Below are 26,497 nucleotides of genomic sequence, written 5' to 3'. Positions count from 1 at the left end.
ACCGAGGCAACGATGAAAACGGCAGTTGTCAGCGATATTCATGGCAATCTCGACGCCCTTCAGGCTGTCCTCAAGGACATCGAGTCGCAGGGCGTCGATCAGATCTTCTGCCTGGGCGATGTCGTCGGGTATGGGCCTAATCCGCGGGAATGTGTCGACATTGTGCGCACGTTCGATCTGTGCATTCTCGGCAATCACGATCAGGCAGCCCTGTTCGATCCGGAAGGATTCAGCCATGGGGCGGAACAAGCCATTTTCTGGACGCGAAAGCAGCTGGAATCTGGCGAAGACCAGGACGAAACGCTCAGTCGTTGGCATTACTTGTGTGGACTTCCGCGAACTCACACGCAAGATCGGCGCATGTTTGTGCATGGTTCCGCGAGGAATCCGTTGTGCGAATACGTTTTCCCGGAAGATATCTACAACCCAAAGAAATTGGAAAAGATATTCGCGCTGATTCCGAATGTTTGCTTCCAGGGACACACCCACGTCCCCGGTGTTTTTTACGAATCGGCTCAGTTCATGAGCCCGACTGATTTCGAGGACAGCACGTACCACTTCAACGGCGACAAAGCGATGATTAACGTCGGAAGCGTTGGCCAGCCGCGAGATGGTAATCCCCGCAGCTGCTACGTGATCGTTGACGAGAAAACGGTCCAGTTCCGTCGCGTAGAATATCCGATTGAAACGGTTGCTGAGAAAATTCGCGCGATTGACGAATTGGACGACTCGCAGGCCGAGCGATTATTCGAGGGGCACTGATATTTGAGAGCCACTGAACCTTAGCCCGCAATAATTTGCGTAAACCGCCCTATTTTCCGCAAATATGGCCGATCTCTTGGCGAAGAAGAGTTGTGGCGTTTCCAAACTGACCATTTAAGGCGAGAATAGGGCGGATTGGTCAACGCTCTGCCGAACGCCGGTAAGCGGCACATCCATCTTTGCGAGACAACGGTTTGCTTTCCGTTGCCGCTAGTAATATCCCCTGGGGCACTTTAACAAGCCTCGTCATCATCGATTGCAACTTCATCCCAAGGACCATCGCTCGTGGAACGGCGCCACATCACATTTCTTCTTCTTGCCGCTTCGCTGTTTCTGACGTTCAATCTTTTGAACAACATGAACAAGCCGGACGAAGAACCGGAAGTCCCTCAAGAGGAACTCGTTGAAGCGGACGCCGACGGGATCACACCCATCGAAGGTGACGGAGACGCTCCTCAGGTTGAAGAAGAAAAAGTTGTTTACGACCGCGAGTTCGCTACGCTCGGTTCGGTTGATCCTGCCGACGGCTACCGAATGCTCGTCACGCTCGACTCCAAAGGGGGTTCCGTCCATCGCGTTGAACTGAGTAACCCGAGTTACCAAAGTTATGAACATGACGACGATGGTGGTTATCTCGGTCAGCTTGCCTTCGACGAAACCGATGGAAAAGGGGTAAAGATCAACGTCGTCGGTCCCGGCACTCCTGCCGCAGTTGCCGTTTCGAAAACCGATGGGGCCTCAAATGGCTTGAAGCCCGGCGATACGATTGTCTCTGTCAATGACGAGCCGATCACGACGATCAAAAGCTTCCAAGAGGTAATGCATAAAACCAAGCCTCGCGGCGAAGTCGAAGTCGTCGTTCAGCGACCGGCCGAAAGTGAAGAAGGGGAATCACAGAAGCTTGCGTTCACGATTGGCCTTCGGAAACACCCGATCGAAGTGATTAAGCCAGACATGTCGATGGTGCCTCAGGGTGCCGATGGCCTGCCGACCGTCAAGCATCATCCGCCCGCCTTTCTGACCACGCTGGCTCAGATTGGGTCGCTGAAAGCAAAAGAAGGTTTCTCAGAAATCAAAAACCTTCCTTCCCTGTTCGACGCCAACTGGAAGACGAACCAAGTCGCGGACAACGAAGTTCATTTTGAGCTGACCCTATACCCGAGCGATTTAAAAGAACTTGGTAGCAACAAGAAGTTACGATTGGTCAAGAAGTTCCGGCTTACCAAAGTCACCGACGAAATGACCGCGGCGGAAGGTTTCCATATCGACTACGACCTGGAAATCCACAATGAATCGTCTGACACACTAAGCGTCGCCTACAAACAGCTTGGCCCAACCGGCTTGCCGCTCGAAGGTTGGTGGTACGCCCATAAGATTAGCCACGGTTTTGGCACCGCTGGTATTCGCGACGTGACGTGGGAATCGGAAGATGGTGGCGACTACGAGCTGTTCACCGTTTACAGTCTCGTCGATCGAGCCCAAAAGGAAGGTGCCGACCCGAACACTCCGCTCTACAACTTAGAGAGCAATGTCAAAACGAAGTATGCCGGCGTGGACGCTCAGTACTTCAATTGCACGCTGTTGTTGGACCATGAAAAGAGCACCCCGGAAATCAACCTGGCCCAGGCAACCGCCGCTCCGATCGGTCCGATCGATGAAACGTACGAGCCAAAAACGGACTGCACGTTCGCTCTGCAGAGTCGAGCCTATCCTATCGGTGGCGGTCAGGCCGTCTCACAAAACTTCCGTATCTTCGCCGGCCCCAAGACGACCGAAGTGCTGCAGCATTACGGCTTAGGAAAAGTCGAGTATTACGGCTGGTTCAGCCCGGTCTCTTCAGTCCTGCTGATTGTCTTGCACGCACTTCATTCTGTGCTGCAAAACTATGGTCTGGCGATTATCGTGCTGACGCTGATGGTTCGTGGTGCGATGCATCCGATCAGCCGTAAGCAAGCTAAGAACATGCAGATCCAACAGGCCCTCGCTCCTGAAATCAAACGGATCAGCGATCAATACAAAGACGATCCCGAAGGACGCCTCAAAGCTCAGCAGGATCTGTTCAAGAAGCACAACTTCAACCCGGTGGGTGGGTGCTTGATGATGTTCATCCAGCTTCCGATCTTCCTCGGGCTTTACCGCGCCTTGGCAGTCGACTTTGAACTGCGTCAAGCTCCGCTGATTCCAGGCATCTCTTGGTGCTCGAACCTGGCGGCCCCTGATCAATTGCTGTATTGGGGCGATTGGATGCCAGAATTTCTGTCGCGTCCTACCGGCTTCCCAAGCCTTGGCCCTTACTTGAACATTCTGCCGCTGGTCACCGTGGCGCTGTTCCTCGTGCAGCAGAAGTTGTTCATGCCTCCGCCGCAAGACGAACAGCAGGCAATGCAGCAGCGCATCATGACCATCATGATGATTTTCATGGGCGTTATGTTCTTCAAAGTTCCGTCGGGGCTTTGTATTTACTTCATCACGTCCAGCATCTGGGGCATTGTCGAGCGTAAGCTGCTCCCTAAGCCGAAGAATATGCCGGTCGTCGTTGAGGCGAAAAAGGAAGAGGTTAAACAACCTCGGATTCGCCAAGCGAAAAAGAAGAAATAGCTTCGACGCATGAAGGAGATCCTTGAGCCCCATGGCCATGGACCTCGAACAAACGATTGTCGCCATCTCGTCCGCCCCAGGCATTGGGGCGAGATCGATCATTCGCCTGAGCGGCCGCGATGCCGTAACGACCGCTTTGGCAATCGCTGAGTCGGTCGAAACGGTGCCGTCGAAATCGGCAAGACGAATCACCTCCGGCATCAAGCTTCCTGGCGACCGGATTGTGACCGCCAACTTCTGGATTTGGCCTACGGATCGAAGCTATACGCGGCAACCGCAAGTTGAAATTCACCTGCTCGGCAGTCGACCGATTGCCGATCTTATCCTGGCGCAACTCAGACAACAGGGCGCACGACTTGCCCAGCCTGGCGAGTTCACGATGCGGGCCTTCCTCGCCGGTCGGCTTGATCTGACTCAGGCCGAAGGTGTCTTGGGCGTTATCGATGCTACCGGCGAGCAGCGATTTCAATCGGCTCTGCGTCAACTCTCTGGTGGCCTGTCGGGGCCACTGCAATTGGCCAGAAACGAGTTGATTGAACTTTTGGCACTGCTGGAAGCGGGCCTCGATTTCGTAGAAGAAGACATCGAATTTATTTCGATGGAAGCACTTCACGAGCGCGTCACGCGCATCTATCAATCACTCGACGCCCTGCACCAGCAAATCCGTTCCCGAACGTTCGGTCAAACGGTTCCCAAAGTCGTTTTGCTAGGCTTACCTAACGCGGGCAAGAGCAGCCTTTTCAATGCGTTGGCCGAGTCGGATGATGCGATCATCTCTCCCGTGGCTGGGACGACGCGGGACTTTATCTCCAGAAAGGTTCATTGGCATGGAATCGACATCGAATTGATCGACACGGCCGGCCACGAAAACGCCCAGGACGATAACGTTTTGGGAAAATTTATGGAGGCCCAAACCCGATTTGCGACTGAGGATTGCGACCTGGCAATACTGTGCGTGGACGGACCAGTTGGGATGACACTGCAAGACTTGGAACTTGGCAAGCAAATTCCGTTCGAACGTTTACAAATCGTGGCAACGAAGTGTGACGACGAAGTGTTCGATTGCCCTGAATTCGCCTCATTCGCAACGAGTACAAAAACTCTACGAGGCGTTAAAGCCTTACAAAATGCGATTCTCGCAAGATTGGCCGAGCTAGAGCTGACCGGCAGCGATTTAGTCCCGAACACGGCGGTACGGTGCCTGGGAGCGATCGAGGCAACACTCCAGGGCCTTTCCACCTGTTTGGATGGTATCGCGGAATATCACTCAGAGGAATTGATAGCTTCTGAGATTCGTTTCGCTATTTCTCAATTGGCGGAAGTGGTCGGTGCGGTCTATACGGATGACGTGTTGGACGTGATTTTCTCCCGATTTTGCATTGGGAAATAGACCGATTATCTTGAATTTCTGTGTCGGGATTGATTGCATAAGACTTACCTAACCGCTAAGTTGACAACTTAGGCGGTGCATGAGGGGTCTATTTCGAGACAGCGAACATGGGCTATCACGCCCCGTTTCCTTCCGCTCCGACTCCCTTCCAGCCTTTCCTTTTTTAGCTAACGACGGCTTTTTCGGACCCAGCCGCTTTGTAATTCTTTTCAAGCATTTGGCCCGTCACAAGCATCGGATTTGCCATTACAACGAGGAGATATTGTAGATGAGTTCTAGCCAGAATCGTCGTAACTTCATGAAGCTGACGGCCGCGGCCGGTGCCGGCTTCTGGGCCGCTGCTGGCGTGCAAGCCCAAGAAACCAAATCCCCCAACGAGAAAATCAACTTTGCCAGTATCGGCATCGGCGGTAAGGGCTCGAGCGACTCGAATGACGCTGGTCGTGCCGGCAATATGGTTGCCATTGTCGACATCGACAAAGAACGCCTCGAACAAGCGGCTGTCCGCTATCCCGACGCGAAGAAGTACACTGACTACCGCGCAATGCTGACCGAAATGGGCGACAAGATCGACGCCGTCACCGTCAGCACGCCAGATCATTCGCACGCGCCGGCTTCGGCCATGGCGATGAAGATGGGCAAGCACTGCTTCACGCAGAAGCCGCTGACCCACAGCATCTGGGAAGCACGTCGCCTTGGCGAAATCGCGAAGGAAAACAAAGTTGTCACGCAGATGGGCAACCAAGGTACCGCCGAACGTGGCGTTCGTCGTGCTTCGGAAATCATCCAAGGTGGTGCCATCGGCAACGTGCAGGAAGTTCACGTCTGGACGAACCGCCCAGTCTGGCCGCAAGGCGTCGCCAAGCCAGAAACCCAACCGGTTCCTGAGCACATCGACTGGGAAATGTTCATCGGCCCAGCACCTTACCGTGAATACGCCGACGCTTATCACCCATTCAAATGGCGTGGTTGGTGGGACTTCGGTACCGGGGCTCTCGGTGACATGGCTTGCCATACGTTCAACATGGCGTTCATGGCTCTTAACTTGCGTGACCCAGTTTCGGTTGAAGCCGAATCGTCCGGCCACAACGGTCAGACCTATCCAAAGTGGTCGGTCATTAAGTTCGAGTTCCCAGAACTGAACGGCCGCGCGCCACTGACGATGTACTGGTACGACGGTGGTAAGCTTCCAGCTCCGGAACTGACCAAAGATCTGCCACTGAACAACGGCAAGCTGTCCAGCAGCGGTAGCCTGTTGATCGGTGACGCCGGTAAGATCTACTCGCCGAACGATTACGGTGCCAAGTTCCACTTGCTTCCGGAAGAGAAGTTCAAGGATTACGAAGGCCCAGAAGAATCGATTCCGCGATCGCCAGGTCACTTCAAGGAATTCGTGGAAGGTATCAAGGGCGGTCCAGAACCGATGTCCAACTTCCCGAACTACGCTGGTCCTCTGTCCGAAACCATTCTGTTGGGCAACCTGTCCGTTTGGACAACCGGCGAATCGGGCAAGGGTAAAGTCATCGAATGGGATGCGAAGAACCTGGAAGCTAAGAACGCTCCGGAAGTGGCTGAAATCATCAAGCCTAAGTACCGCGAAGGTTGGGCCGACTTGATCTAAGTCGCACCTCGGTAACTTCCTGAAAACGCATAAGCGGAGCCGTCCTACCGACGGCTCCGCTTTTTTCTCGCGCGATATAAGAAGAATCAAACGAATCGTTTGCGAAAATTGCTCCTTCTCTTATATGATTTAAGAACGATCGGTCGACGATCCTGGCCCGCCTTTGTCCCACCGAGTTTCTCAATGGCATCACCTCCTTCCGCAACAAAGACGGCAAGCGAAGCCCACGAGGTCGCGACGCATGCGCAGTCCGCGTTCGTGGAATACGACCGTGCCAAGGTCGCCGAGGAAGATGCGTTGTTAATCCAAGCGATTCAAAACAACGATCGCGAGGCACTCGGTGCGTTCGTCCAGCGTCAGCAAGGGTTCGTCTTCGGCTACCTCCGCTCGCGGATGGTCGACCCAACCGATGCGGATGATCTTTGCCAGGAAGTGTTTCTCCGCTGCCTGGCCGGAAAAGTTCGATTTCGTGGCGATGTTCCGGTTCGGCCATGGCTGCTGGGAGTTGCCCGGAACGTTTTGCGGGAACACATTCGCCGCAACAAACGCCGCAAGGAAGTCGAGTGGACCGAACTTTGTTTAGAACTCGACGCTCTGACCGAAGACGATCCTTCCGATTACCGGACCGTCCATGCCTGGCTACACTCCTGTATCGATAATCTCGGCCATTCCGCACACGAAGCGTTGAAGATGCATTACTTCGCTCGCCTCAAAATGGCCCAAATTGCCGACAAGATGCGACGTAGCGAAGGCGCCGTCAAGCTCTTAGTCTTCCGTGCCCGGCAAGCTCTGAAAGAATGCGTCACCCGAAAGTCGCGGATTGCCTCGGATGAATGACAGTACCCTGATCGAGTTGGTGCTTGAAAGCCCGATCGACGATCTTACCGTTGAACAGATTCAAGCCATTCGCGCACGACTTCCTGAGTCCACTCCTTTGCGTGAAGCCCTATCCGAACGCCTCCAAATGGATCACCACTTGGTCGACGTGCTGGGCGCTTCCGGAGACACGCCGGACGAGTTTGTGCAGAAAGTACTTCAGCGGAAACAACGCCAATCTTCGCGTTCCCGGTGGTCGCTCGGCTTCGCTCTCGCGTTATTCGTTTTAGTCGGGGTATCAACCGCCGCCGTTTATCAATTTGCTCTGAAGAAGGATTCTCCGGAGCTTGCTCAGTCGGAAAATTCGGATACGACCGTCGTCGACGAGGAACCTGCTGGCAAAACTGCTCCGGACGAACCATCGCCGCCACCGGCAACTGCAGAAAATCCAAACCGCTCATCCGATCCTCCGCTTGATGTAGAAACTCAAGAAGATCCATCGACAGGGCAGCCAGCTGAACCATCGAGCACAATTGACCAGGAACAACAGCAGATCGATGCCCTGGTGCCTCGCGATGTCGAGCCAATCACGTTCGCGCATCTCACGTCCCTCCCCGATGCCGATCGACGCGATTCGTTGACACGCTCTCAGTTCGAGAAATGGTTTGCGAAGGCTTCTGACAAGCTGCCGGCCACCATTGAAGAGTTCCGCGATGGCGATCGCCCACAAACCAGAATGAAAGGGTGGTTTCGTCTTCGGGGACAACTTCCCCAAGAGACGGCACTTCGATTCGAGCTCTCGGATATCCACCGCGTGCGTTTCCATTTTTATTGCGGTGATCGTGGCATCACGGTGGTGCGTCACCAGCACGACTATTCTCCCTGGTACGCTTACGCCACCGAACGCAGTGACGACGGTGTTCAGCCTAAAAACCTTTTACTTGAAGCCAATGATGGTTATCGCGAGCATCGCGGCCCGGCTCGGCATTACAAGCCGGTCACGTTTTACTTCGATGAACAAACAAGCGAACTGGTTTTCTATCGAGGCGATGTCGAGGTCATTCGGGCTCCCCTGCCCCACACTCCCGACGAGATTTACTTTGAAGGGGAATCGATCGTACGACAGGTCAATCTTTGGCCTCTGCAAGCGTTTCCTGATCGTCAGGAACAGTATCCGGTTCAAGTTCAGTTCGATCGCCCGGCTGACTTGCCGTGGCAAAGCAAACTGGCAGAGCAAACCAAGCTCGTAAAGAACGAGAACGGGACGGTTTCCATCGTTGCCCAGGCCCCGCAAGATCGCAGTTGGATTTGCATGCCGATCCCTGGCTACGGTCCGCGGATGGTAGAACTCGAACTCTCAGGCGTAGATCGCTCGCACGGCGTCTTTTTGACAAAGCCTCCCAAACGGCCCGAAGAAGGGAAGGCACCTGAAGTACCTTCGCCGCACGATGGCTTGGTCTTCAACGAGAACCGTAAGACCGGCAATCTCTACGCGCGGTTTTCCTACATCTGGGATAGCGGGCATCACGTCGATCGTAATCCGCTCGAACATCCGTCGACCGAAGTGGGCGACCACGTTTGGGTTCGTTTGCTGCACGGAGCAGGCCAGATACGTGGATGGATTAGCCGAGACGGACAACATTGGGCTCTTCTTTCCAGTGAAGATAACGACACTAAAGAGGTCTACAACTTCGTGGGCCTAACCTCAGACAAAGTCGATGGCGATCACAAACTCACCATCGAGAAAGTGGTCGTGCGGGCATTGCCTGGTTTGACCGATTTGTTTCCCAAGGAGCATTGGGAGAAAGTCGATCAAATTCCTTGGGATCAGCTCGATGGGCCACCCTATTCCGAAGAGCCGTTCGAGCTTCCTAATGGCAGCGAACTAGCCACGGATCTTGCCAGTCGTATTCGCCGCTACACATGTACTCCGGCGTCGTACGATCATATGACGCAGCTGTGTACCGAAGCGATGGATGCAGCCTCGTCAATCGATGCCAAGAAACAGGTCCTCAAGGATTTCCTCGCGTTGACGAAGACGTGGCCGCTGGACTACCACGAGAAACGTTTTATTGGCTGGAGCGAAGAAGCCCTTGGCGACCTATTCGTTCAACAACTTCGCACACCAGAGCGGCAAGGCCTGGCCGAGTTTCGTCGCGAACTGCTGAACCTGCCTTCGATGAATCGTGATCCGTTCAGCTATTTCTCGCAGGAACGCTTCAATGCGGAGATACTTGCAGCGATTCAACAAAATCGCTGGGACGACATCATCGAGAACTGCGAAACGCTTCGTCTTTATTACTCGTATGACTCGCGGAAGCTGCGAAGCTCGTTTCCCATTATCAACTGGGCCGGCGGAATTGCGGTTCGCCATACACAACGCGGCAATCAGATCCAAGATTACCTGACCGAAGGGCGTTCGACGTCGATGCTGGTCGAAGACTTAAGCAAGGAAGCTTACAACATCAGTGCCGAACTCAACGCGGCTCTGGACAGCGGGGCAATTGCGGATGCTTGCCGACTGATCACCCAGATTCCTGAATCGGCCGCGGAAGGCCTTGCCCCTTCAGGCAGCGACCCTGACCACCTTTACTCGGTTCCTGCGGCGATACAGATGGCAGTGCAGAGCCATGATGCCTTGCACGCGCAAATGGAGAAGGAGCATGCCGACATCGCTCAGTTGCGTGTGAATGCCGCGATCCAACGAGGCGATCGACGCGTCGTCGAACTGGTAACGCTTCAATTCTTCGACACTCAGGCAGCCGCGCAAGCGCATCTTTGGCTGGGAGACCAGGCCACTTCGGCTGGCGACTTCGCTACGTCGTTGCAGCATTACATGAAAGCAGCTCGCTCGGCGAATCGTGACTTAAAGCCAATCGTAGCTGCCCGACTTGAAATGCTCGGACATGCGTCGGACGCGGATGATGCAACGACTTCCACTTCAATTCCGCTGGGCAGTGAAACCATTTCGGCGAATTCGCTCCTTAACGAAACCGAAGTCATCCGAGCTTCGTTTCGGTCGCCTGACGAAGAGACTTCCTCTGATGCTCAACCAGCAGACCAAGCAAATTGGCCAACCGATGCCGAACTTGCTGCGTCCGAGTTTGTGCTTCGAGGTATGTGGGGGCGCGACAAAGACCGTGTTCCAACCGATATTCGAGATCGCCGCGAGGACTGGCGCGGCCGAAACCTGGGAATGACAATCTCCGGAGATCAGGCATTTCTTTGCAATCGATTCGAGACATGGAAAGTTGATCTTAAGAATAACAAGGAAATCTGGAAGCAATCGGAGCGAGATAAAGACCGCGGGAAAGCATTTGACTTCCCGTTCACCCAGGCGGTTCCGCTGCTAACCGGCGATCTTGTCGTGACAAGGATGCTGCACGAAAAAGGGTTCGCGCTGTACGGTCTCGATCGTGAGTCAGGCGAAGTGCGGTGGGCAACGAACTTGGATGGTCAGCTTGTCCTGGCAACCGACCCGATTTCTGTGCAGGGGCGTGTCGTCATCGTAACCCTTCGTGAAATTTCCCATGCGATCTATGCAGTGAGAATGTCACGCGTCGACTTGGCTACCGGCGAAATCCTCGACAGCCAGCCGCTCTTTCAAATTCGGGAGACCTGGTTTGATCGCGGGATTGGGAAGATTGTCGCGCATCGGGAACAGCTACTTCTCGACTTAGGAGGCGTGCTGGCATCGTGCGATATCTCTGGCCATCTTCAGTGGGTGCGAAAACAGTTAACGTTTCCGCAAAAAATCGACGGCCGATGGGCCTCGCAAGACCTTAGCAATCTCCAACTCATCGGTCAGCAAGCAATCTCGTTCCATGCCGGCATGTTGAATATGGAATGCATCGATGCGGCGACCGGAAACCTTCGTTGGACATTTCCAGCGGCCGAAGTTCAGTCCGTGCAGTTACTCGACCAAGAAACGCTGCTTGTCGAGGCACCCCAGCAATGGTCGCTACTTTCAACCGACTCCGGTGAAGCGACACAGGTGATTGCTAAGCCAGAAGATCTTTTAAGCTGGTGCGTCAACAACGACTCGATCATTGGACTGGTTCGCGAAGACCCTGCCGCAAGAGATGGCGAGGCCCTGTTGCAAGTCGTCAAGATTTCTCTTCAGGATGGTAGCTTCGATTCGCTGCAATCGATCGAGATTTCCGCGAAAGAAACGCCGGCGGCTGGTCCGCTTTTCTTTAGGGGCGAAAAATGGCACTTTTGGTTTAACGAAGACCAGAATCAAGACGACCGGAAGCTGATGACGCTGAAATAACCATGCGTCGCGACTTAATTTCCAGGAATTCTCATTCGTCGTAACTTTTTCGCGTAACGATTACTGCCTACCAGGGCATACCAAGATAGAGATGACGCATACCATGGCTAATTTCGTCGGAGGTTGGCAAGCGTCGGAAACTACTGGCTAACCTTTATTTACTGTGCCAGGCCTATGCCCTTTTCGCGAATACTTTTCCCTCTATTAGCGTTTCTTGTAGCATTCCCATGCGCAGCGACGGTACGTGGTGAAGGAGACTGGGAGATTACGCCGGAAAGTCGCCAGGCACTAGACCGCGGACTCAATTGGCTGGCGGAGAATCAAGGGCCCAACGGTGACTGGCAATCGGACGACCTAGGCCTGATCGGCATGGGAGCACTTGCATTTATGGCCGACGGTCATGCTCCAGGCCGTGGCAAATATGGTCAGCCGCTCGATCGCGCGTTGGCGAAGATTTTGTCGAGCCCACGACCATCCGGGCTGCTAAACAACGCCGACGCTCAGCGCGACATGTACAATCATGGACTGACGACATTCGTTTTGGGCCAAGCCCATGGCATGACGAATGACTCTCGCATTAACCCCGTTCTCGACCGAGCACTAAAGCTAATCGCATTTACCCAAGCGGAAGACGGCGGATGGGATTATCGGGCCGTTCGTCGCGATAATGGGCACGATCTAAGTCTCGCCGTAATGCAAGCTAAAGCACTGCGAAGCGCCATGGATACCGGAATTGAAGTAGCTCCGGAAGTCGTCGATTTGGCGATCAGCAGCGTTCGCGAACATTACAGCCCTGAAGGCGTTTCTCGCGACGCATCGGAGGCGGAACAAAAGAAGTATCCCGGCCAGTTCACCTACACGCGTCATGGCGGAAAAGCCTCGCTGGCAATGGCCGCCGCTGGTGTCGTTTGCCTTCAAGAGTTCGGCCAATACGATGACTGGCGAATCGAAAAGAACATGGAGGTCATCCATGAAGAGATTGCCAAACTGAAAGAGAAAACGAATAAGAACAACGGTCGCCTACCGTTCGATGCCTACACGCTTTATTACGTCGGACAAGCGTTGTACCAGGTCGGTGGCGAAGACTGGAAACGCTCTTATCCTACGCTTCGCGACGCGGTGGTTGCTTCTCAGTTTGACAAACCCCAAGACACTCGCTCGCACGGGATGTGGCATGCCGGCGCACACGTCAGTGGCACGCCAGGCGACTTATACGGAACGGCTGTGGGCTGTTTTATTTTGGCCATGCCGAATCGTTACTTACCGATCCTTCAAGAGGGTCGCATCGAAGCACTGAGGCAAGAAGCCTCGCGATAACCGACACCTCCAACGGATTCGTACAACGAAAACCATGTTTCCCGTTTTTGTAGCTTCTGGATTTGCCATTGCTGGCGCCCTTATGATGGCCGGGCCTGCGCTGATTCACCTGATGAATCGGAACCGCTACCGTACCATCCACTGGGCAGCGATGGACTTCTTGCTCGAAGCGATGCAGTCTAACCGCCGTCTGTTGCGGATTCGTGATCTGCTCTTAATGGCCCTCCGGGCACTCGCACTGTTGTTGTTTGGTTTAGCACTGGCTCGCCCTTATTTTTCCTCCGCCGATTCCGCATTGCCCAGCAGTTCCAAGCCGCCTCATGCGATCCTTGTGATCGACAACAGCATGAGTGCGTCGCTTGAGTCGATTTCAGGTTCCGCGCTCGAAGCCTCACGAGAACAGGCCAAGCAGTTCCTAGAAAAACTTCCGGCTGCCAGCCAGATTTCGATTCTTCCGCTCTCTGGTATCCAGTCGCAACGAGTTACGGATCCCTTCACCTCACGAACAGATGCAGCGGACGCCATTGACAAGATTACCCCGACCGACGCATCAGGTGAGCTGGCCCACGCATTGAATCAAGCTAGACGACTCGCAGAACAAACACCGTCTCACGCACCCTATGTCGTGGTGTTTGGAGATCAACAAGCCGTTCAGTGGCAACGACTTTCAAGGACTAGCCCACCGGAAGAGGAAATGCCGGTCATTTTGGTCGGCTCCGATTCAGCGGCTCCCGCCAATGCGTGGATTGAAGAATTCGGCATTCCGGACGGGCTGGCCGAAATTGGCATGCCCACCAGATTGGTCGCACGCGTTCGTTACGATGGCACCGAGCCTCGCTCCAACGTAGCCGTTTCTCTTCAAGTTCGCGACAACGAAGTTGAGACCAAGTTCGTGGACTTTCCAGAAGGTGACTCGACCAAATCGCTTGTGTTTGAATATGTCTTCGACGCGATGGATGTCGACCCGACGCGTACCTCTTCAATCCCCCTCACCGTTTCGCTGACAGGAGATGCATTACCGGCGGATGACGCACGATCGTTAGTGGTTCCGCTGGTTGCCTCGACACCGGTCGTTTTCATCGATCAATGGAGCGACACGGAAGAGTCTCCCGCATTGGGCCGGCTTGGCGATAGCTGGATCCTCAGGCAACTGCTGTGCCCTCAAACCAATTCCGATCGCGAAGAACAGCACTTGATTCGCCCCATTCACTTGTCGCAACGTGAAGCCGAGGGGGAAACTTTGCGAATTGCACTGCGAGAAGCTCGCTTGGCAATCGTTGCGGGCGTTGAATCACCTTCGCCAGAGATGGTCTCGATCCTTCGATCGTATGTCGAACAAGGTGGACAACTCGCCATCGCAGCCGGAGGCAACTTCGATCCTCAGGCATGGAACGACGTGGCTTGGCAAAACGGCAAGGGTATTTTGCCGAAGCCTCTTCAGCCAGCTTCGGTGGGCCAAAGTTTGAATGAGTTTTCCGACGACCTGCAGCCATTTAGGATCTCAGCTAAAGGGCTGCTCGATCACTCCTACTTTCGCCTGGCCGGTCTCGATGAGTCGCAGTTGATCGATCTCTACACCGATGCGTTGTTCTTCAAGACGGTTGTTCCCGCTGAGGAAGATGCTGTCCAGCCTGGTACGTCCAACCTGCTACCTCCCGCTGAAGACAATTGGCTTTCCTGGACACCCCCTGTTTCCAGTTCGACAAGCGCCATTTCCGAAGACAATGAAGCGGCCAATGTGCCAGCCACGACGATCGCCCAATTCGATAATGGGATCCCGTTTGTCGTTGAACGAAACATCGGCTCTGGTCGAATCGTCTTCTTTAGTTCCGGGATCAACTCGCAGTGGTCTACGCTTCCCAGCACCAATGCGGTTCTCATTTTCGACCGAGTACTTCGCAATCAACTCGCATCGACTTTCCAGCGATACAACTTCTCGGTCGGCGAAACGGCGTTGCTCCCATTGCCTCGTGGAATCGGCGACTCTGCCGTTCAGCTTGAATCGCCTGGTAGCGGCGTTGTCAGTACACTTTCGCCACGTTTCCTCAGCGAAGAGACTCGTGGCGTTTTGATTGAGAGTCTCGACTCGGCAGGCGTCTATTGGTTGACGGATCGAAGTTCATCCGATGCCACCGACAACGCAAGCCGGTTTCGCATTCCTGTCAGCGGTTCTCCGGTTAGCTGGGAATCGCAGTTGGCTCGGTTAGACCAAGAACAGTTTGAAGCTTTAGGCCTGCCTCCCCAATATCGCTGGCAAGATGAAACACAAGTCGTGAGCGGTAGCGGACTGCCAACGAGCGGACATGCGTGGTGGCAATGGTTGATCATTCTCGTGATCGCTCTACTGCTTATCGAAATGACGATAGCGGCAATGCCCTCATGGTTAGCTTGGATCGTCAATCGGCAGTCCGGGTCAGATACGAATCCTGCAACTTCCTAGTTATCGAATCGGCATGATTTCAAAACTCATAGGTTGGCTTCTCGGGATCAACGACGTCGAATCGGTCGACGGCGTGAGCTTCTCGTTTGCCGCGCCTTGGGCAGCGGTCGACCCCACCTGGTTGATTGTCGGTTGCCTGGCCGCTGTAGGGTTTACGGCCTGGTATTACACTCGAATTCAGTCAGGATTAAGCACCCTTCCGGCCGCGGCATTGGCAGCCGTTCGTGCTCTGATCTTGGTGATGCTTATCGTTACGCTCGCCGACCCAACGGTTCGCTTGACGGCCAATCGGGTTCTTCGTCCAGCGCTCTACTTAGTGTTTGACGGCACCGAAAGCATGGCCATTCGCGACAATCTAACTCCGGACGAGCAGAACGCATTGAATTCTGCCATCGGCAAACAAGATTCCAGCAGCCAGGCGTCTCCCCCTGCTCTAACTCGGCAACAATGGATCCAAGCTTACTTCGAGAAAGATACGAACAATCTTGTTGACCAACTCCGCGAAAAGCATGAAGTCGAGCTTGAGTATTTCGTTTTTGATGGGGACTCGACTAGTGTCGCCCGGCGTATCGGCGGTGGAAGTGCGGAAGCAGACACAACCCCTCAAACCATTGCTGCCGAGCTTTCCACCAATGGGAAAGTTACCGCGTTGGGTGAACTGATCACCGACCTCGGCAATCAGTCTTCACGGCGACTGGGTGGCGTCGTGATGTTCAGCGACTTTGCCCACAACTCTGGCATGGCTCCACTAGGATCCGGAGGCCAGAACGAGCCCACGCCACTAGAACGTCTCGGAGTTCCGATCTACACCGTAGGAATCGGTGCTGTTTCGACGCGTGACCTTCAAGTTGAAATCCAGCCGCCGCTTAAAATGAAGAAGGCGGAACGCTCGACGATTACCGTCCGCGTCAGTCAATCGGGTGTGCAAGGGGAATCGGCCCAAGTTACAGTGACCGCTCGTCCGTTGCAGGGCGAGTCGCCCGATGAGAACGCAGAGCTGCAAGATATCGTTGTCGGCACTCAAACGGCCCTTTTCGATTCGTCGATCCAATACCTCGAGTTCCCGTTTATCCCGCAGCAGTCAGGTCGCTTCCTAATTTCAGCATCGGTGGAAGTGCTGCCTGGGGAAGTGAGTGAAGAGAACAATCAATCGTCGCGGGCCGTGAACATTGTGGACGACTACATTCGCCTAACGTTCATTGAAAACGAACCGACATGGGAATGGCGATTCGTCAAGGAAGTTTTCCATCGCGATCGCCTTGTTGGCATGGAAGGCTTCCGAACTTTTCTCCGCTCGGCAGATCCGAAGGTGCGTCAAGCCAACGAAATGTTCCTCCCCACGCTAACGCCGCCGCGTAGCGAGTTTTTCGCGAATGACGTCATCTTCCTTGGAGACGTTCCTTCCGAAGCATTGAACGAGCGTTTCTCGCGTATGTTGAAACAGTTCGTCGGGCAATTCGGAGGGGGGCTCGTCATTGTCTCTGGCCCAAACAACGGTCCTTCCGAGCTTATCAACACCGAGATCGCCGACATGTTGCCGGTGAAGTTGGATCGGTCACTTTCCATTCGAGCCTCGAATCCATTCCGTATGGAAATCACGCCACTCGGTAAACAGGCCGACATTATGCAACTGGGCGATGAGATTTCTGGAAGTGCCATTCAGCCCTGGGAAAATCTGGGAGAGTTGCCGTGGTACCAGCCGGTCCTGGGAGTTCATTCTCAAGCTAACGTCCTCGCCCAGCACCCGACCGATGTCTGTGCCGACGGCAAAACACCGCAGCCCCTGATTGCCACGCGGCGGTATGGCAATGGCGAAGTGATTTACATTGGGTTCAACGAACTTTGGCGGCTCCGCCGAATTTACGGAGAGCGTTACTATCGCCAGTTTTGGTCGCAGATCATTTCTCGTCTCGCTCTGAGTCATGCATTGGGGAGCCAGAAGCGTTTTGTTCTCTCGATGGACCAGCCAGAGTATCAAGTCGATGATCGAGCCCTGCTGACCGTCGAAGCGTACGACGAAAACTTCGATCCACTCTCAATCGATGATCTGCCAGCGGAAGGGCTTCAAGCACAAGTGTTCCTCGGTAACGAAGCGGCCGTTCAGCCGATGCAACTCACTCTCAGTGAATCGCGTCCGGGGCGATTCGAGGTGCGATTTCCTGTTTACGAAGCTGGTCGATATACCGCACGCGTTACCGATCCGATCAATGGCACACCAAGCGAAATCAGGTTTGACGTCGTCGGAGCTTCCGCCGAACAGCGAAACCCGGCCCGAAATCTGGCCCTGCAAAAAGCAATGGCGACTTCGACCGGCGGCCAATCGTACGAGCTGCCTACTGCAGACCAACTTGTTGATGACATCCAGTTGGAACCGGTCACGGAAGAGATTTCACGCAGCTTTCCTATCTGGGGCACGCCGCTTTGGTTTATTGTCGTGGTGACCATGTTAATGGCGGAATGGATTGCCAGAAAGCGAGCGAACCTGGCATGAGCGTCTCCAAATTAACTGGCCTGAAATCTCAGCTGAATCGATTGCGGCGAGCGCGCAATGGCGTTCGCCTGGGAATTGCCCTGACAGGCGCTGCGTTCTGGATCCTTGGTGCATTGGCAGCTTGGTTCGTGCTTGACTACGGATTTCAGCTAAGCCCGCTCGATCGCGGCCTGATGATGCTCGCCACCGTTCCCCTGCTTGCATACGGCCTTAGCAAAGCTGTCTCGGCACTGCATGGCTGGAGTGCGTCACTTATCGATACGGCTATTTCAGTTGAAAACCGTCATGGCATCGATGGCGACTTGGTCGCCGCAATGCAGTTCGAGCAGGGACAAGCCATTGGTTCTTCCGAACTTCAAACGGCGGTCGTCGATTATGTTGCGGAACTGAAAAACGAAATCGATGTCTTCGATGGCTTCAACAGTCGGCCGGCCCGCAATCGCGTCTTGATCTTATGTTTGATCCTGCTTGGCATCGGCGGTGTGTGCTATGCCGCTCCGAATCATGTCTCGATTTTCCTTCAAAGACTAACATTGTCGGGTGTCCAATACCCCACCAAAACCCAAATTGCGTCGATCCTTATCAATGGGCAGGAGGTCAACCTGAACGATCCGGCAACTCCCGTCACGATTGGCTACGGGGGATCACTTTCGATGGCAATTCAATGTGCCGGGGTGATTCCAGAATCATGTCACCTGCAAATTCGTGATGAAAAAGGGGAGGCAACCGAAGCGACGTTAGAGCCGTCCCCAAGCGATTCGGGGGAATTTGTCTATACGGTTCCGCGTCTTATTCAGCCTATTCAATACCAGGTGTTCGCCGGCGATGCGAAGACCGCCGAATTGTCGATCGAGATCATTACACTTCCAGTCCTAAAAGTTGAACTCGCGGCGACACCACCCGACTATGCGAAAGACATTCAACTTTCAAGCGGTTCCTCTTCGACACATCTGGCAGTCCTCGCCGGTAGCGACGTCACCATGACCGTTGTGGCCGATCGTACACTCGAGGCTCCAAGTTTGATGCTCCAACATGGAACGGACCAAGAGCATCTGAAGCTTTCGAGTTCCGGAAACAATTCTCATGTGTGGAAGCTTGGCCAGCAGCACCGAACGCTGACCAACATTCAAGAGACCGTCACGTACGAACTGAATGCTGTCGACCAACATGGCCTGCAACCAGCTTCGCCCATTCGTGGAACGATTCGTGTCGTTCCAGACCGTATCCCCAATGTTTCGATACAAACAATCCATCACGTGGTCCTGCCGACGGCTGCTCCCGTAATACGTTATCGCGCCACCGACGATTTCGGTCTGGCATCCCTTACTTTCCGTCTGGAAATCCGGCGTGGCAATTCCTCGCCCCGCGTCGCCGAAGTCCCCTTCTTCACAAACGAAGCGGGACAGCCTCCGCAAACTTCTGCTGAAGGCGAGTTCGCATTGGACCTGGCACCCTGGCAACTCGAAGTAGGCGATCAGGTCGAAGTGGTCTTAGTCGCCACCGACCATCGATCCGGCGCCTCGGAAATGCCTGGAGAAAGCGATCCTCTTCACTTAGAGATCGGTGATGAAAGCACCGTTTTGGCAGCCATTGCCGAAGCGGACAAGCAATCGGAACAAATGTTGAGCGAGTTGATCCAACAGCAATTAGGATTGGGAGAAACCCAATGATACGCTCGATGCTTCTCGGTTTGATTTTACTGACCGCCGTCACACCTATTGTGCTGCAACCTTCGTTTGCGTCCGCACAAGATTCGGACGTCACAACGTTACGGCGGAAGCAATACACGCAGCAACAGGCTCAAGCGCTGACGCGTCAGTTGGTGTCCCAAGTGCTTGATCTTCAGGCCGCCCAGCTTAAACAAAACGGTCTGACGACTGTTCCGATTTACAACGACATCACCCAGATGCGGGAGAATTTAGACGAACTCATTGGCAATGAAATGCAGGGGGTCGTCCAGAAGCTTATTCTTGCCCAAGAGGTCGAGGGGCAGGATCGAATCAACGCCATCACCGAAGCGCGAGCAGAAGTTCGCAAAGTTCTTTTGACATTGATGGCCGAGCGTCAGCGACTCTACCGCCGGATGCGTCTCGCCCGACTGCATGCCCAAGTCAGGGAACTCATTTCTGTTCAGGAATCGGTCTCTTCGCAAACGCGCGAGCTCCCACAGCTTCCGATGGAGTCACGTGACGAAGCGGCTCTCGGAAATCTTTCCCGACAGACAGATGCCGTGATGATGTTTCATCACCTGGAAGAAGCCCTTCTCGACATGCGAAGCTGGGGAGGTTCGCTCGCCAACTCCGCGATTACCGGACAACAGATCCTCAAAGAAAACAACGCCTCCGATGAAGTGCAAGGCGCACTCACTAGCATTCGCGAAGGTCGTTATTCCGGGGCAAGTGTCCACCAGGATGCTTTCGTCGCCGCGCTCTATAAAATCCTGGAAGACCTTCAACAGGCCCAAGGACTCGCCGATAACAGCCTCGACTCGGCAATGAATGAGATCGAGAAGCTTAAAGATCAACAGGAAGAAGTTAAAGCCGAAACTAGCCAGGAAGAGCTAACCCCAGAAAAAGCGGATGAGCTCTCCCAGAAGCAAGAATCGATTCAAAAGAAGTTGGAAGAACTCGCCAAACAGATGGCCAGCCAGCCAGAGAACGCTGAAGCCGTGGAAGAAGCCAGCAACTCGGCTGCCGAGGCTGTTGCTGAATTGTTCGAAGGAGACCAGGAGTCCGCATTAGAAAAACAAGATGAGGTGCTCGCCAAGCTCGAAACATTGAAAGATCAGCTTCTTGAACAAGCAGTGCCACCCAATGTCGCAAGTGCAGACGAACGCGAAGAGCAAATCGCCGCTTTAGAAACAGCGAAACAGGAGCTCGAAAAGGCCCTCGACCAGCAAAAGTCGGCCGAAGAACAGTTTGAAAAGGCACCAGAAACGGCTGAGCAAATTGCTCAGATGGAGCGAGACGCCGGACAGGCGTTAGATGAAGCAGCCCAGACGGAAAACCTGCCGGAAGCTGTGAAGCCGATGATCGCCGAGGCGAAAGCGATGGCCAACGAGGCCGCTGCTCAAGCAGAGAAAGCTTCCCAGGAGAACACCGATTCGCAAACGCAAGATGCTCTTTCTGACGCCTCCGACGCAACGCAGCAAGCTTTAGAGAATGTTTCGTCGACGTTGGCCGATGCCAAACGCCAGCAACTCGCGACCAAGATCGGCGAACTTGCCCGAGCCGCAGAAGCCTTGGATCGCGCCGCCGCGGCACAACAAGAGATCTCACGCGATGCCGCCAAAGTAGCCAACGATCCTCAGCAGAGCCAAAACCAAGATATACAAGCATTGGCTGAAACTCAAAGCGACATTGCCGCTGTTGCCAATCGCGTCGCGGAAGGAACCAAAAATACAGCACCTGACGCCGCGGAAGCTTTAAAGAAGGCGCAAGCTCAGATCGACAAAGCGAGCGACGCAGCCAAGGCGATGGCTCAAGAACAACAATCGCCGGAAGCCCAAGGCAAGAATGCTCAGAAGCTTCAATCCGAATCGCAACAAGCTCAACAGAACCTGAACGATGCCGCCAAGGCACTTCGTAGCGCAGCGAAAGAGGCCGCCCAACAATTGGCTCAAACGGCTGGCGAGCAAATTGATCAAATCGATTCCGTTGATAAATCACTGGGCGAAATGCCAGCACAACAAGAGGCTTCCGCCGCCGAAGCTAAAATGGAAGCCTTGGCCAACGAGGCAGGCATGATCTCGCCCGAAGCAGCCGCGAGACTTCGCCAATCCCCCAATAAAACGCCTCAAACCAATGAAATGGCGGCCAACAATTCCGCCTCACCGATGGAAGCGTCAGCCGAGAATTCCAATGCCGCAACCGATAGTCAGGACATGTCCGAAGCATCAGAAAGCTCGTCCGGAGAAATGAGCGAAGGGAATGCTCAGCCCATGCCAGCAGTGTCTGGCTCGCCCGCAGATCCGATGAACTCGGCGAATTCGCCCATGGAATCGCAATCTTCGCCAACGACTCCCACGCCGGAAGAACGACAGAATCAAGTTCAACAGGCTCGCGCCGAACTCGCCGGCCGTCGCCAACCGATCGTCGCCGACAAACAAGCAGCGGAACAGATCGCCCAACTGCTCGACAACATCGACAACTCAGGCGCCAAGATCCAAGAACTGTCCGAACAATTGATGGCAAACAACCAAGCTGCAGAAAACGCCACGCAACCGATGGGCGAAGGAGAATCATCCAATCCCGAAAATGGAGAGGGCTCGCAACCGATGCCTTCTGAAAGCAGTTCTGGAGACGTAGATCCTAGCAACGCTACCGGCGAGGCTTCTGGCGAAGCTCCGGCAGACCAAGAAACTCAGCCTAACCCAATTGCTTCTCAGCTGGCCGAATCGATGCGTCAGTTCGCCAATTCGCAGCGAGAAGCAACCCAGTTGGCCGCGAACACCGCTCAGCAAAGCCAGATCGCGAATCAACCGGTTCGGGACGCATTACAAACGGCCTCGCGACTTCCTGTTCCCATGTCGCAGATGAATCAGCCAGCCGAAGGTAACTCTGGTGATGAAGCTGCTGCGGAAGGAACAGCACCGTCGAGCGAAGCAGAAGGCCAACCGGGGGATACCACTCAAGAGCCCGGCAGCCCTGCGGATGGCTCCCCCATGGGTAGCACTCCTTCCGAGCCAAGTAGCAATCCAACGCAATCTGGTACCCTGGCGTCCCAAGGAAGCCCCAATCAGCAGCCGTCGGGCGAAATGGGGAACTCAATGGTTTCTCCTACACCACAAGTGACCGCGCAAGCATTGGCTGGTATGGAGGCCATGGAATCACTTTGGGACCAAATGCCCGAATTGATTGCCGATGGCGATCCCTCCGACTCGAACGAGGTCGCCACGATTGATCCACTCGGTATGGCGGCGCCTGCGTCGGCCATGCTCGACAATCCCTCCGCATCTCAATCGGCTACGCCAGCAGATGCGACCGCACAAAACGCTATGCAGGGGCAACCGACCAACAATCAACCGTCGAACTCGCAAGCTTCCACCTCGCCTGAGTCGATGCCTGGTAGCGAGAGCTCTGAACAAGAGTCGCCTGGAGGAAGTGGAACGAGCAACTCGAATCCGGCCGCCCGTTCTTTCGAGAAAGAGCCTTGGTTTACCAAGCTTCCCCCCGGAGTTCAGCAATCGATTCGTGCCAGCGTTCGTCGTTCGGCACCTCCCGGATATGAAGAGCGACTTCGACGTTACTTCGAGAACATCGACTAACCCCTTTTCGACCCAAACATCCCGCAATTAACGTACTTCGATTTAGAGGCACTTGAGTTATGGCATCTGATCCAATCTCTCAAAGCGACGTCGCTGCCGTCCAGGAATGCGAAAACGCGTATGGCAAACTTCGCGACGAACTGGCCAAAGTGATCGTCGGGCAGTCGGACGTAATCGAGCAAGTTCTCGTTGCGATGTTCGCTCGTGGACATGCACTTTTGGAAGGGGTGCCCGGACTGGCGAAGACTCTTTTGGTGAGTTCGTTGGCAGAATCGCTGCACCTGAGCTTCAAGCGAATTCAGTTTACCCCTGACTTGATGCCAAGCGATATCACCGGGACAGAGATCATTCAGGAAGACCTGGAATCGAAGAAGCGACGGTACGAGTTTTTGGAAGGCCCGATCTTCGCGAATCTGATTCTCGCCGACGAAATCAATCGAACTCCACCGAAGACCCAAGCGGCGATGCTGGAAGCGATGCAAGAGCGTCAAGTCAGCGCCGGCGGTACCATTCGCAAGCTTCCAAGTCCATTCTTCGTTCTCGCAACGCAAAACCCGCTTGAGCAAGAGGGGACTTACCCTATGCCGGAAGCACAGCTCGACCGCTTCCTGCTGCATATTCGCGTCGACTATCCCACAGGTGCCGAAGAGTGGGAAATTGCACGCCGTGTTACCTCTGGTGCGCAAGAGGCGATCGGCGCATGCATGAGTGGCGAGCAGATCGTTCAATTTCAAGATCTCGTCAAACGTGTTCCTGTAAGCGATCAGGTCCTTGGCTACGCCTGGGCACTGATCCGAGCCACTCGACCAGGCTCGGAAGAAGCCCCCTCGTTTGTGAATCAGTGGGTCGCTTGGGGTGCCGGGCCGCGTGGTTTGTTGACACTTGTAACTTGCGCAAAGGCCCGAGCGATTCTGTACGGCCGCTATCACGCCAGCATCGGCGATGTCCAAGCAATGGTTAAACCGGCCCTGCGACATCGTCTGGCTGCGAATTACTCGGCGCAAGCCAATGGCTACACCAGTGACAAGCTAATCGAAATGCTGCTGGAAGAAGTTTCGTCTGAGAAAACCTACGCTTGCCCCGCTGCTTAAGCGTGAAACTAATTTGCTAAGGTGTGCTTGTGAATAGCGGCGTCCTGTCTCGATATCTCGACTACGAATTCCTACGTCAACTCTCCGGTCGCTCGCTGGAGCCGCGAGGGTTAGTGAGCGGCAATTTGGCTGGTGCGCATAAGTCACCAGCCTCGGGATTCGCTGTCGAGTTTTCTGGACATCGCGAATACGTGCCGGGGGACGATCCCAAGCACATCGACTGGCGTGTCTTCTTCACGCGCGACAAGTACTTCATCAAACAGTACGAAATGGAAACCAATTTCGTCTGTCACTTGATGCTCGATATCAGCAAGTCGATGCGCTACGGCGAAGAAGCGACTCAGAAAATGCTGTATGGATCGCGGCTTGCGGTGAGCCTAGCCCATAGCATCGTCCGACAAGGAGACAAAGTTTCCTTCACGACATTCGATACACAAATACGTGGTCACATCCCTGCCAGCAATGCGTTACCGCAGATCATTCGCATGTCGCAGCATTTGGATGAAACGAGTGCCGAAGATCATACCGACCTCCACGCTTGTCTGTCCGAATTTAGCCAACGCATGGCTCGCCGTGAGATCGTGATGATCTTCAGCGACTTCTTCGGCGATTTAGAAACGCTGGAGAATGCGATTCAGCGAATTCGCTTCAATAAACATGATGTCGTGCTCGTTCAAGTGATTCACGACCATGAACTCAACTTCAACTTGGACGGCATGATTCGCTTCGTCGGTCTGGAAGTGGATGCCCAGCAAATCGCCCAGCCAGCGGATATACGATCTTCCTATCTGAAAGCCGTGAATCGCTTCAACACGCAGTTGGCTGATATCGCAACACGCAATAACTGCGATCACCTTGTGGCATGTACGGATAGCAATCCAGGGGCGATCTTCTGGGAATACTTGAACCAGCGAAGTCTGCAAAATCGCCGAATCTAGGCCAAAAGCCAATCTTCTCGAATTTTTCTTACTCCACGCCATCTGCGTGTTTACCGCTGGAATACGTCCTACGACGTGCAAGTACGGTATCTTAGGGAGACTTTTACCCAGAAATTGCCTAAGGGTGCCGAAAGTCACGTTGACATCAAAGGTAAGATAGTCATCATTAAGATATGACTTGAAGTCCGCGGAAGCCGCGGTCGCAGGGACGCTCGAAGGGACGAATGTCGATGGCATGCTTCCTGGGGAAGATTCAACCCTGTTAATTCCAAGATTAGGTAGAGCAAAAAAACGCTCGGAGAATCACGATGAAATTCTCGTTTCGCCTTGCAGAATTGCTTAATCATTCGCCAGATCCTAAGAAACGTCCTGGCACCATTAAAGCGATTTGCGACTTCACCGGACTCGATCGGCACCAGGTTTCTTCGCTGTTGAAGAACGAAGCGAAATACATTCCGCTTTCGGCCCTTGCTCAGGTCTGCGACTTTCTGATCAAGCATGGTTATGCCGAAGCGAACCAACTGCCAGGCGCGTTGTTCGCCGTTGAGCCTGAAAACTTCTGGGAATTGCTGGCTCGACGTAAGCGAGTGGAAATGTGCCTCGGTATCCGAGCTGACGAAAACTGGGCAGAAGGGGCTTGGGTCGTCGCATCCGATACCATCCTGCAAGGGCAACTGCTGACCGGTATTTCGACGCTGGGTGGTACTGCCAAGTACCGTCAAACCGATCTGCCTCGCGACATGGTCTCGCTGAGCGGCGATGGTTACCTGTCACGCGACACGCCGATTCCACAGCCGGAAGACCTTTTCCAGACGCTCGTATGGGCTCCCGGGCAAGCCGAAGAGGAAGAAGTTCATCGACGTGGTCATGAAGTTTATTCCAGCTTCCAAGCCGTCGATGGCGACAAAGCGTTGATCAGCCTCGGTAGTATTCGAAGCAACCCGGTCATCGAACTGGGCTTGGCCACCGCGTTCAATACCGAGCCGTTCATCAGCCAAGACGAAGTGGAAGACCCAAGCCAACGGGCCATTCCGATTTACCTGCGTCACCGCGAAAAGAACGTTCAATTTCCTGGGTCGTGCTGCGGCGGCGATCAGCTCTCCAAGAGCTACAACCCCGACACGCCAGGCTTCTATTACGAAAAAGAAGATGGTAGCTGGGGCTGCTGCAAGTGGGATGAAACCACCTACGAGCCAGCTTACCTGATCTACGTTTACCACGAATCGCAAGGGCGTCTGGAAATGATGCTCGGCGGTTACTCCGGACGTGGAACCCGACTCCTGGCGAAAACGCTCTCGAGTCGCCCGGAAGAGTTCTGGCCACCTGTTTACACGGGTAACGGAACGCAAATCGGTGCCTATGTGATTCAGTACGAACTGAAGAAGCAGAAGAAGGCCCGCAGCGTACTGGTTGCAGATTACTCAGCGACCACGAAGATCATTCCAATCGATCCGAAGGCAATTCAGCGTCGCTTGACCGTCTGATCCAAAGCAA

Annotated in this window: 14 protein-coding genes; all 14 read left to right on the top strand. The window is 54.3% G+C overall.

Going from position 1 to position 26,497, the window contains the following annotated elements; translation table 11 throughout:
• The first annotated feature begins 12 nt into the window (after positions 1 to 12).
• Positions 13 to 762 carry a metallophosphoesterase gene (locus LA756_RS02650; RefSeq protein WP_224438337.1) on the top strand — a complete coding sequence of 250 codons (750 nt, stop codon included), beginning with the start codon at positions 13 to 15 and terminating at the stop codon, positions 760 to 762.
• 285 nt (positions 763 to 1,047) lie between these two features.
• Positions 1,048 to 3,360 (top strand): YidC/Oxa1 family insertase periplasmic-domain containing protein, encoded by a 2,313-nt coding sequence (locus tag LA756_RS02645; RefSeq protein WP_224438336.1) that lies wholly within the window; start codon positions 1,048 to 1,050, stop codon positions 3,358 to 3,360.
• Between the two features lie 31 nt (positions 3,361 to 3,391).
• Complete coding sequence (locus LA756_RS02640; RefSeq protein WP_224438335.1) at positions 3,392 to 4,750, top strand: tRNA modification GTPase; 1,359 nt, start codon at positions 3,392 to 3,394, stop codon at positions 4,748 to 4,750.
• Positions 4,751 to 5,018: 268 nt separating this feature from the next.
• Complete coding sequence (locus tag LA756_RS02635) at positions 5,019 to 6,371, top strand: Gfo/Idh/MocA family protein (RefSeq protein ID WP_224438334.1); 1,353 nt, start codon at positions 5,019 to 5,021, stop codon at positions 6,369 to 6,371.
• A gap of 183 nt (positions 6,372 to 6,554) precedes the next feature.
• Positions 6,555 to 7,208 carry an RNA polymerase sigma factor gene (locus tag LA756_RS02630; protein ID WP_224438333.1) on the top strand — a complete coding sequence of 218 codons (654 nt, stop codon included), beginning with the start codon at positions 6,555 to 6,557 and terminating at the stop codon, positions 7,206 to 7,208.
• Positions 7,201 to 11,460, top strand: coding sequence for a PQQ-binding-like beta-propeller repeat protein (locus LA756_RS02625; RefSeq protein WP_224438332.1), 4,260 nt, complete (start codon positions 7,201 to 7,203; stop codon positions 11,458 to 11,460). Before LA756_RS02630 ends, LA756_RS02625 begins: the two co-directional genes overlap by 8 nt.
• A 174-nt stretch (positions 11,461 to 11,634) precedes the next feature.
• Entirely contained in the window at positions 11,635 to 12,777 is a 1,143-nt protein-coding gene (locus tag LA756_RS02620) for a squalene--hopene cyclase (protein ID WP_224438331.1), read from the top strand.
• Between the two features lie 34 nt (positions 12,778 to 12,811).
• Positions 12,812 to 15,217 (top strand): BatA domain-containing protein, encoded by a 2,406-nt coding sequence (locus tag LA756_RS02615; RefSeq protein ID WP_224438330.1) that lies wholly within the window; start codon positions 12,812 to 12,814, stop codon positions 15,215 to 15,217.
• A gap of 13 nt (positions 15,218 to 15,230) precedes the next feature.
• The gene (locus LA756_RS02610; RefSeq protein ID WP_224438329.1) at positions 15,231 to 17,708 is read left to right on the top strand and encodes a hypothetical protein; all 2,478 of its coding nucleotides are present in this window, start codon (positions 15,231 to 15,233) and stop codon (positions 17,706 to 17,708) included.
• On the top strand, positions 17,705 to 19,378 hold the full coding sequence (locus LA756_RS02605; protein WP_224438328.1) for a DUF4175 family protein: 1,674 nt from the start codon (positions 17,705 to 17,707) through the stop codon (positions 19,376 to 19,378). Before LA756_RS02610 ends, LA756_RS02605 begins: the two co-directional genes overlap by 4 nt.
• Positions 19,375 to 22,974 carry a hypothetical protein gene (locus LA756_RS02600; RefSeq protein ID WP_224438327.1) on the top strand — a complete coding sequence of 1,200 codons (3,600 nt, stop codon included), beginning with the start codon at positions 19,375 to 19,377 and terminating at the stop codon, positions 22,972 to 22,974. The genes LA756_RS02605 and LA756_RS02600 overlap by 4 nt, the downstream gene beginning before the upstream one ends.
• A gap of 59 nt (positions 22,975 to 23,033) precedes the next feature.
• Positions 23,034 to 24,065: a MoxR family ATPase gene (locus LA756_RS02595; protein ID WP_224438326.1), complete on the top strand. Its 1,032-nt coding sequence runs from the start codon at positions 23,034 to 23,036 to the stop codon at positions 24,063 to 24,065.
• Between the two features lie 29 nt (positions 24,066 to 24,094).
• Complete coding sequence (locus LA756_RS02590) at positions 24,095 to 25,003, top strand: DUF58 domain-containing protein (RefSeq protein ID WP_224438325.1); 909 nt, start codon at positions 24,095 to 24,097, stop codon at positions 25,001 to 25,003.
• A gap of 308 nt (positions 25,004 to 25,311) precedes the next feature.
• Complete coding sequence (locus LA756_RS02585) at positions 25,312 to 26,487, top strand: helix-turn-helix transcriptional regulator (RefSeq protein ID WP_224438324.1); 1,176 nt, start codon at positions 25,312 to 25,314, stop codon at positions 26,485 to 26,487.
• Positions 26,488 to 26,497: the final 10 nt, after the last annotated feature.

Origin of the sequence: Bremerella sp. TYQ1 (assembly GCF_020150455.1) — a bacterium.
Taxonomy (GTDB): domain Bacteria; phylum Planctomycetota; class Planctomycetia; order Pirellulales; family Pirellulaceae; genus Bremerella; species Bremerella volcania_A.
This window is presented reverse-complemented; position numbering and strand designations above follow the sequence as displayed.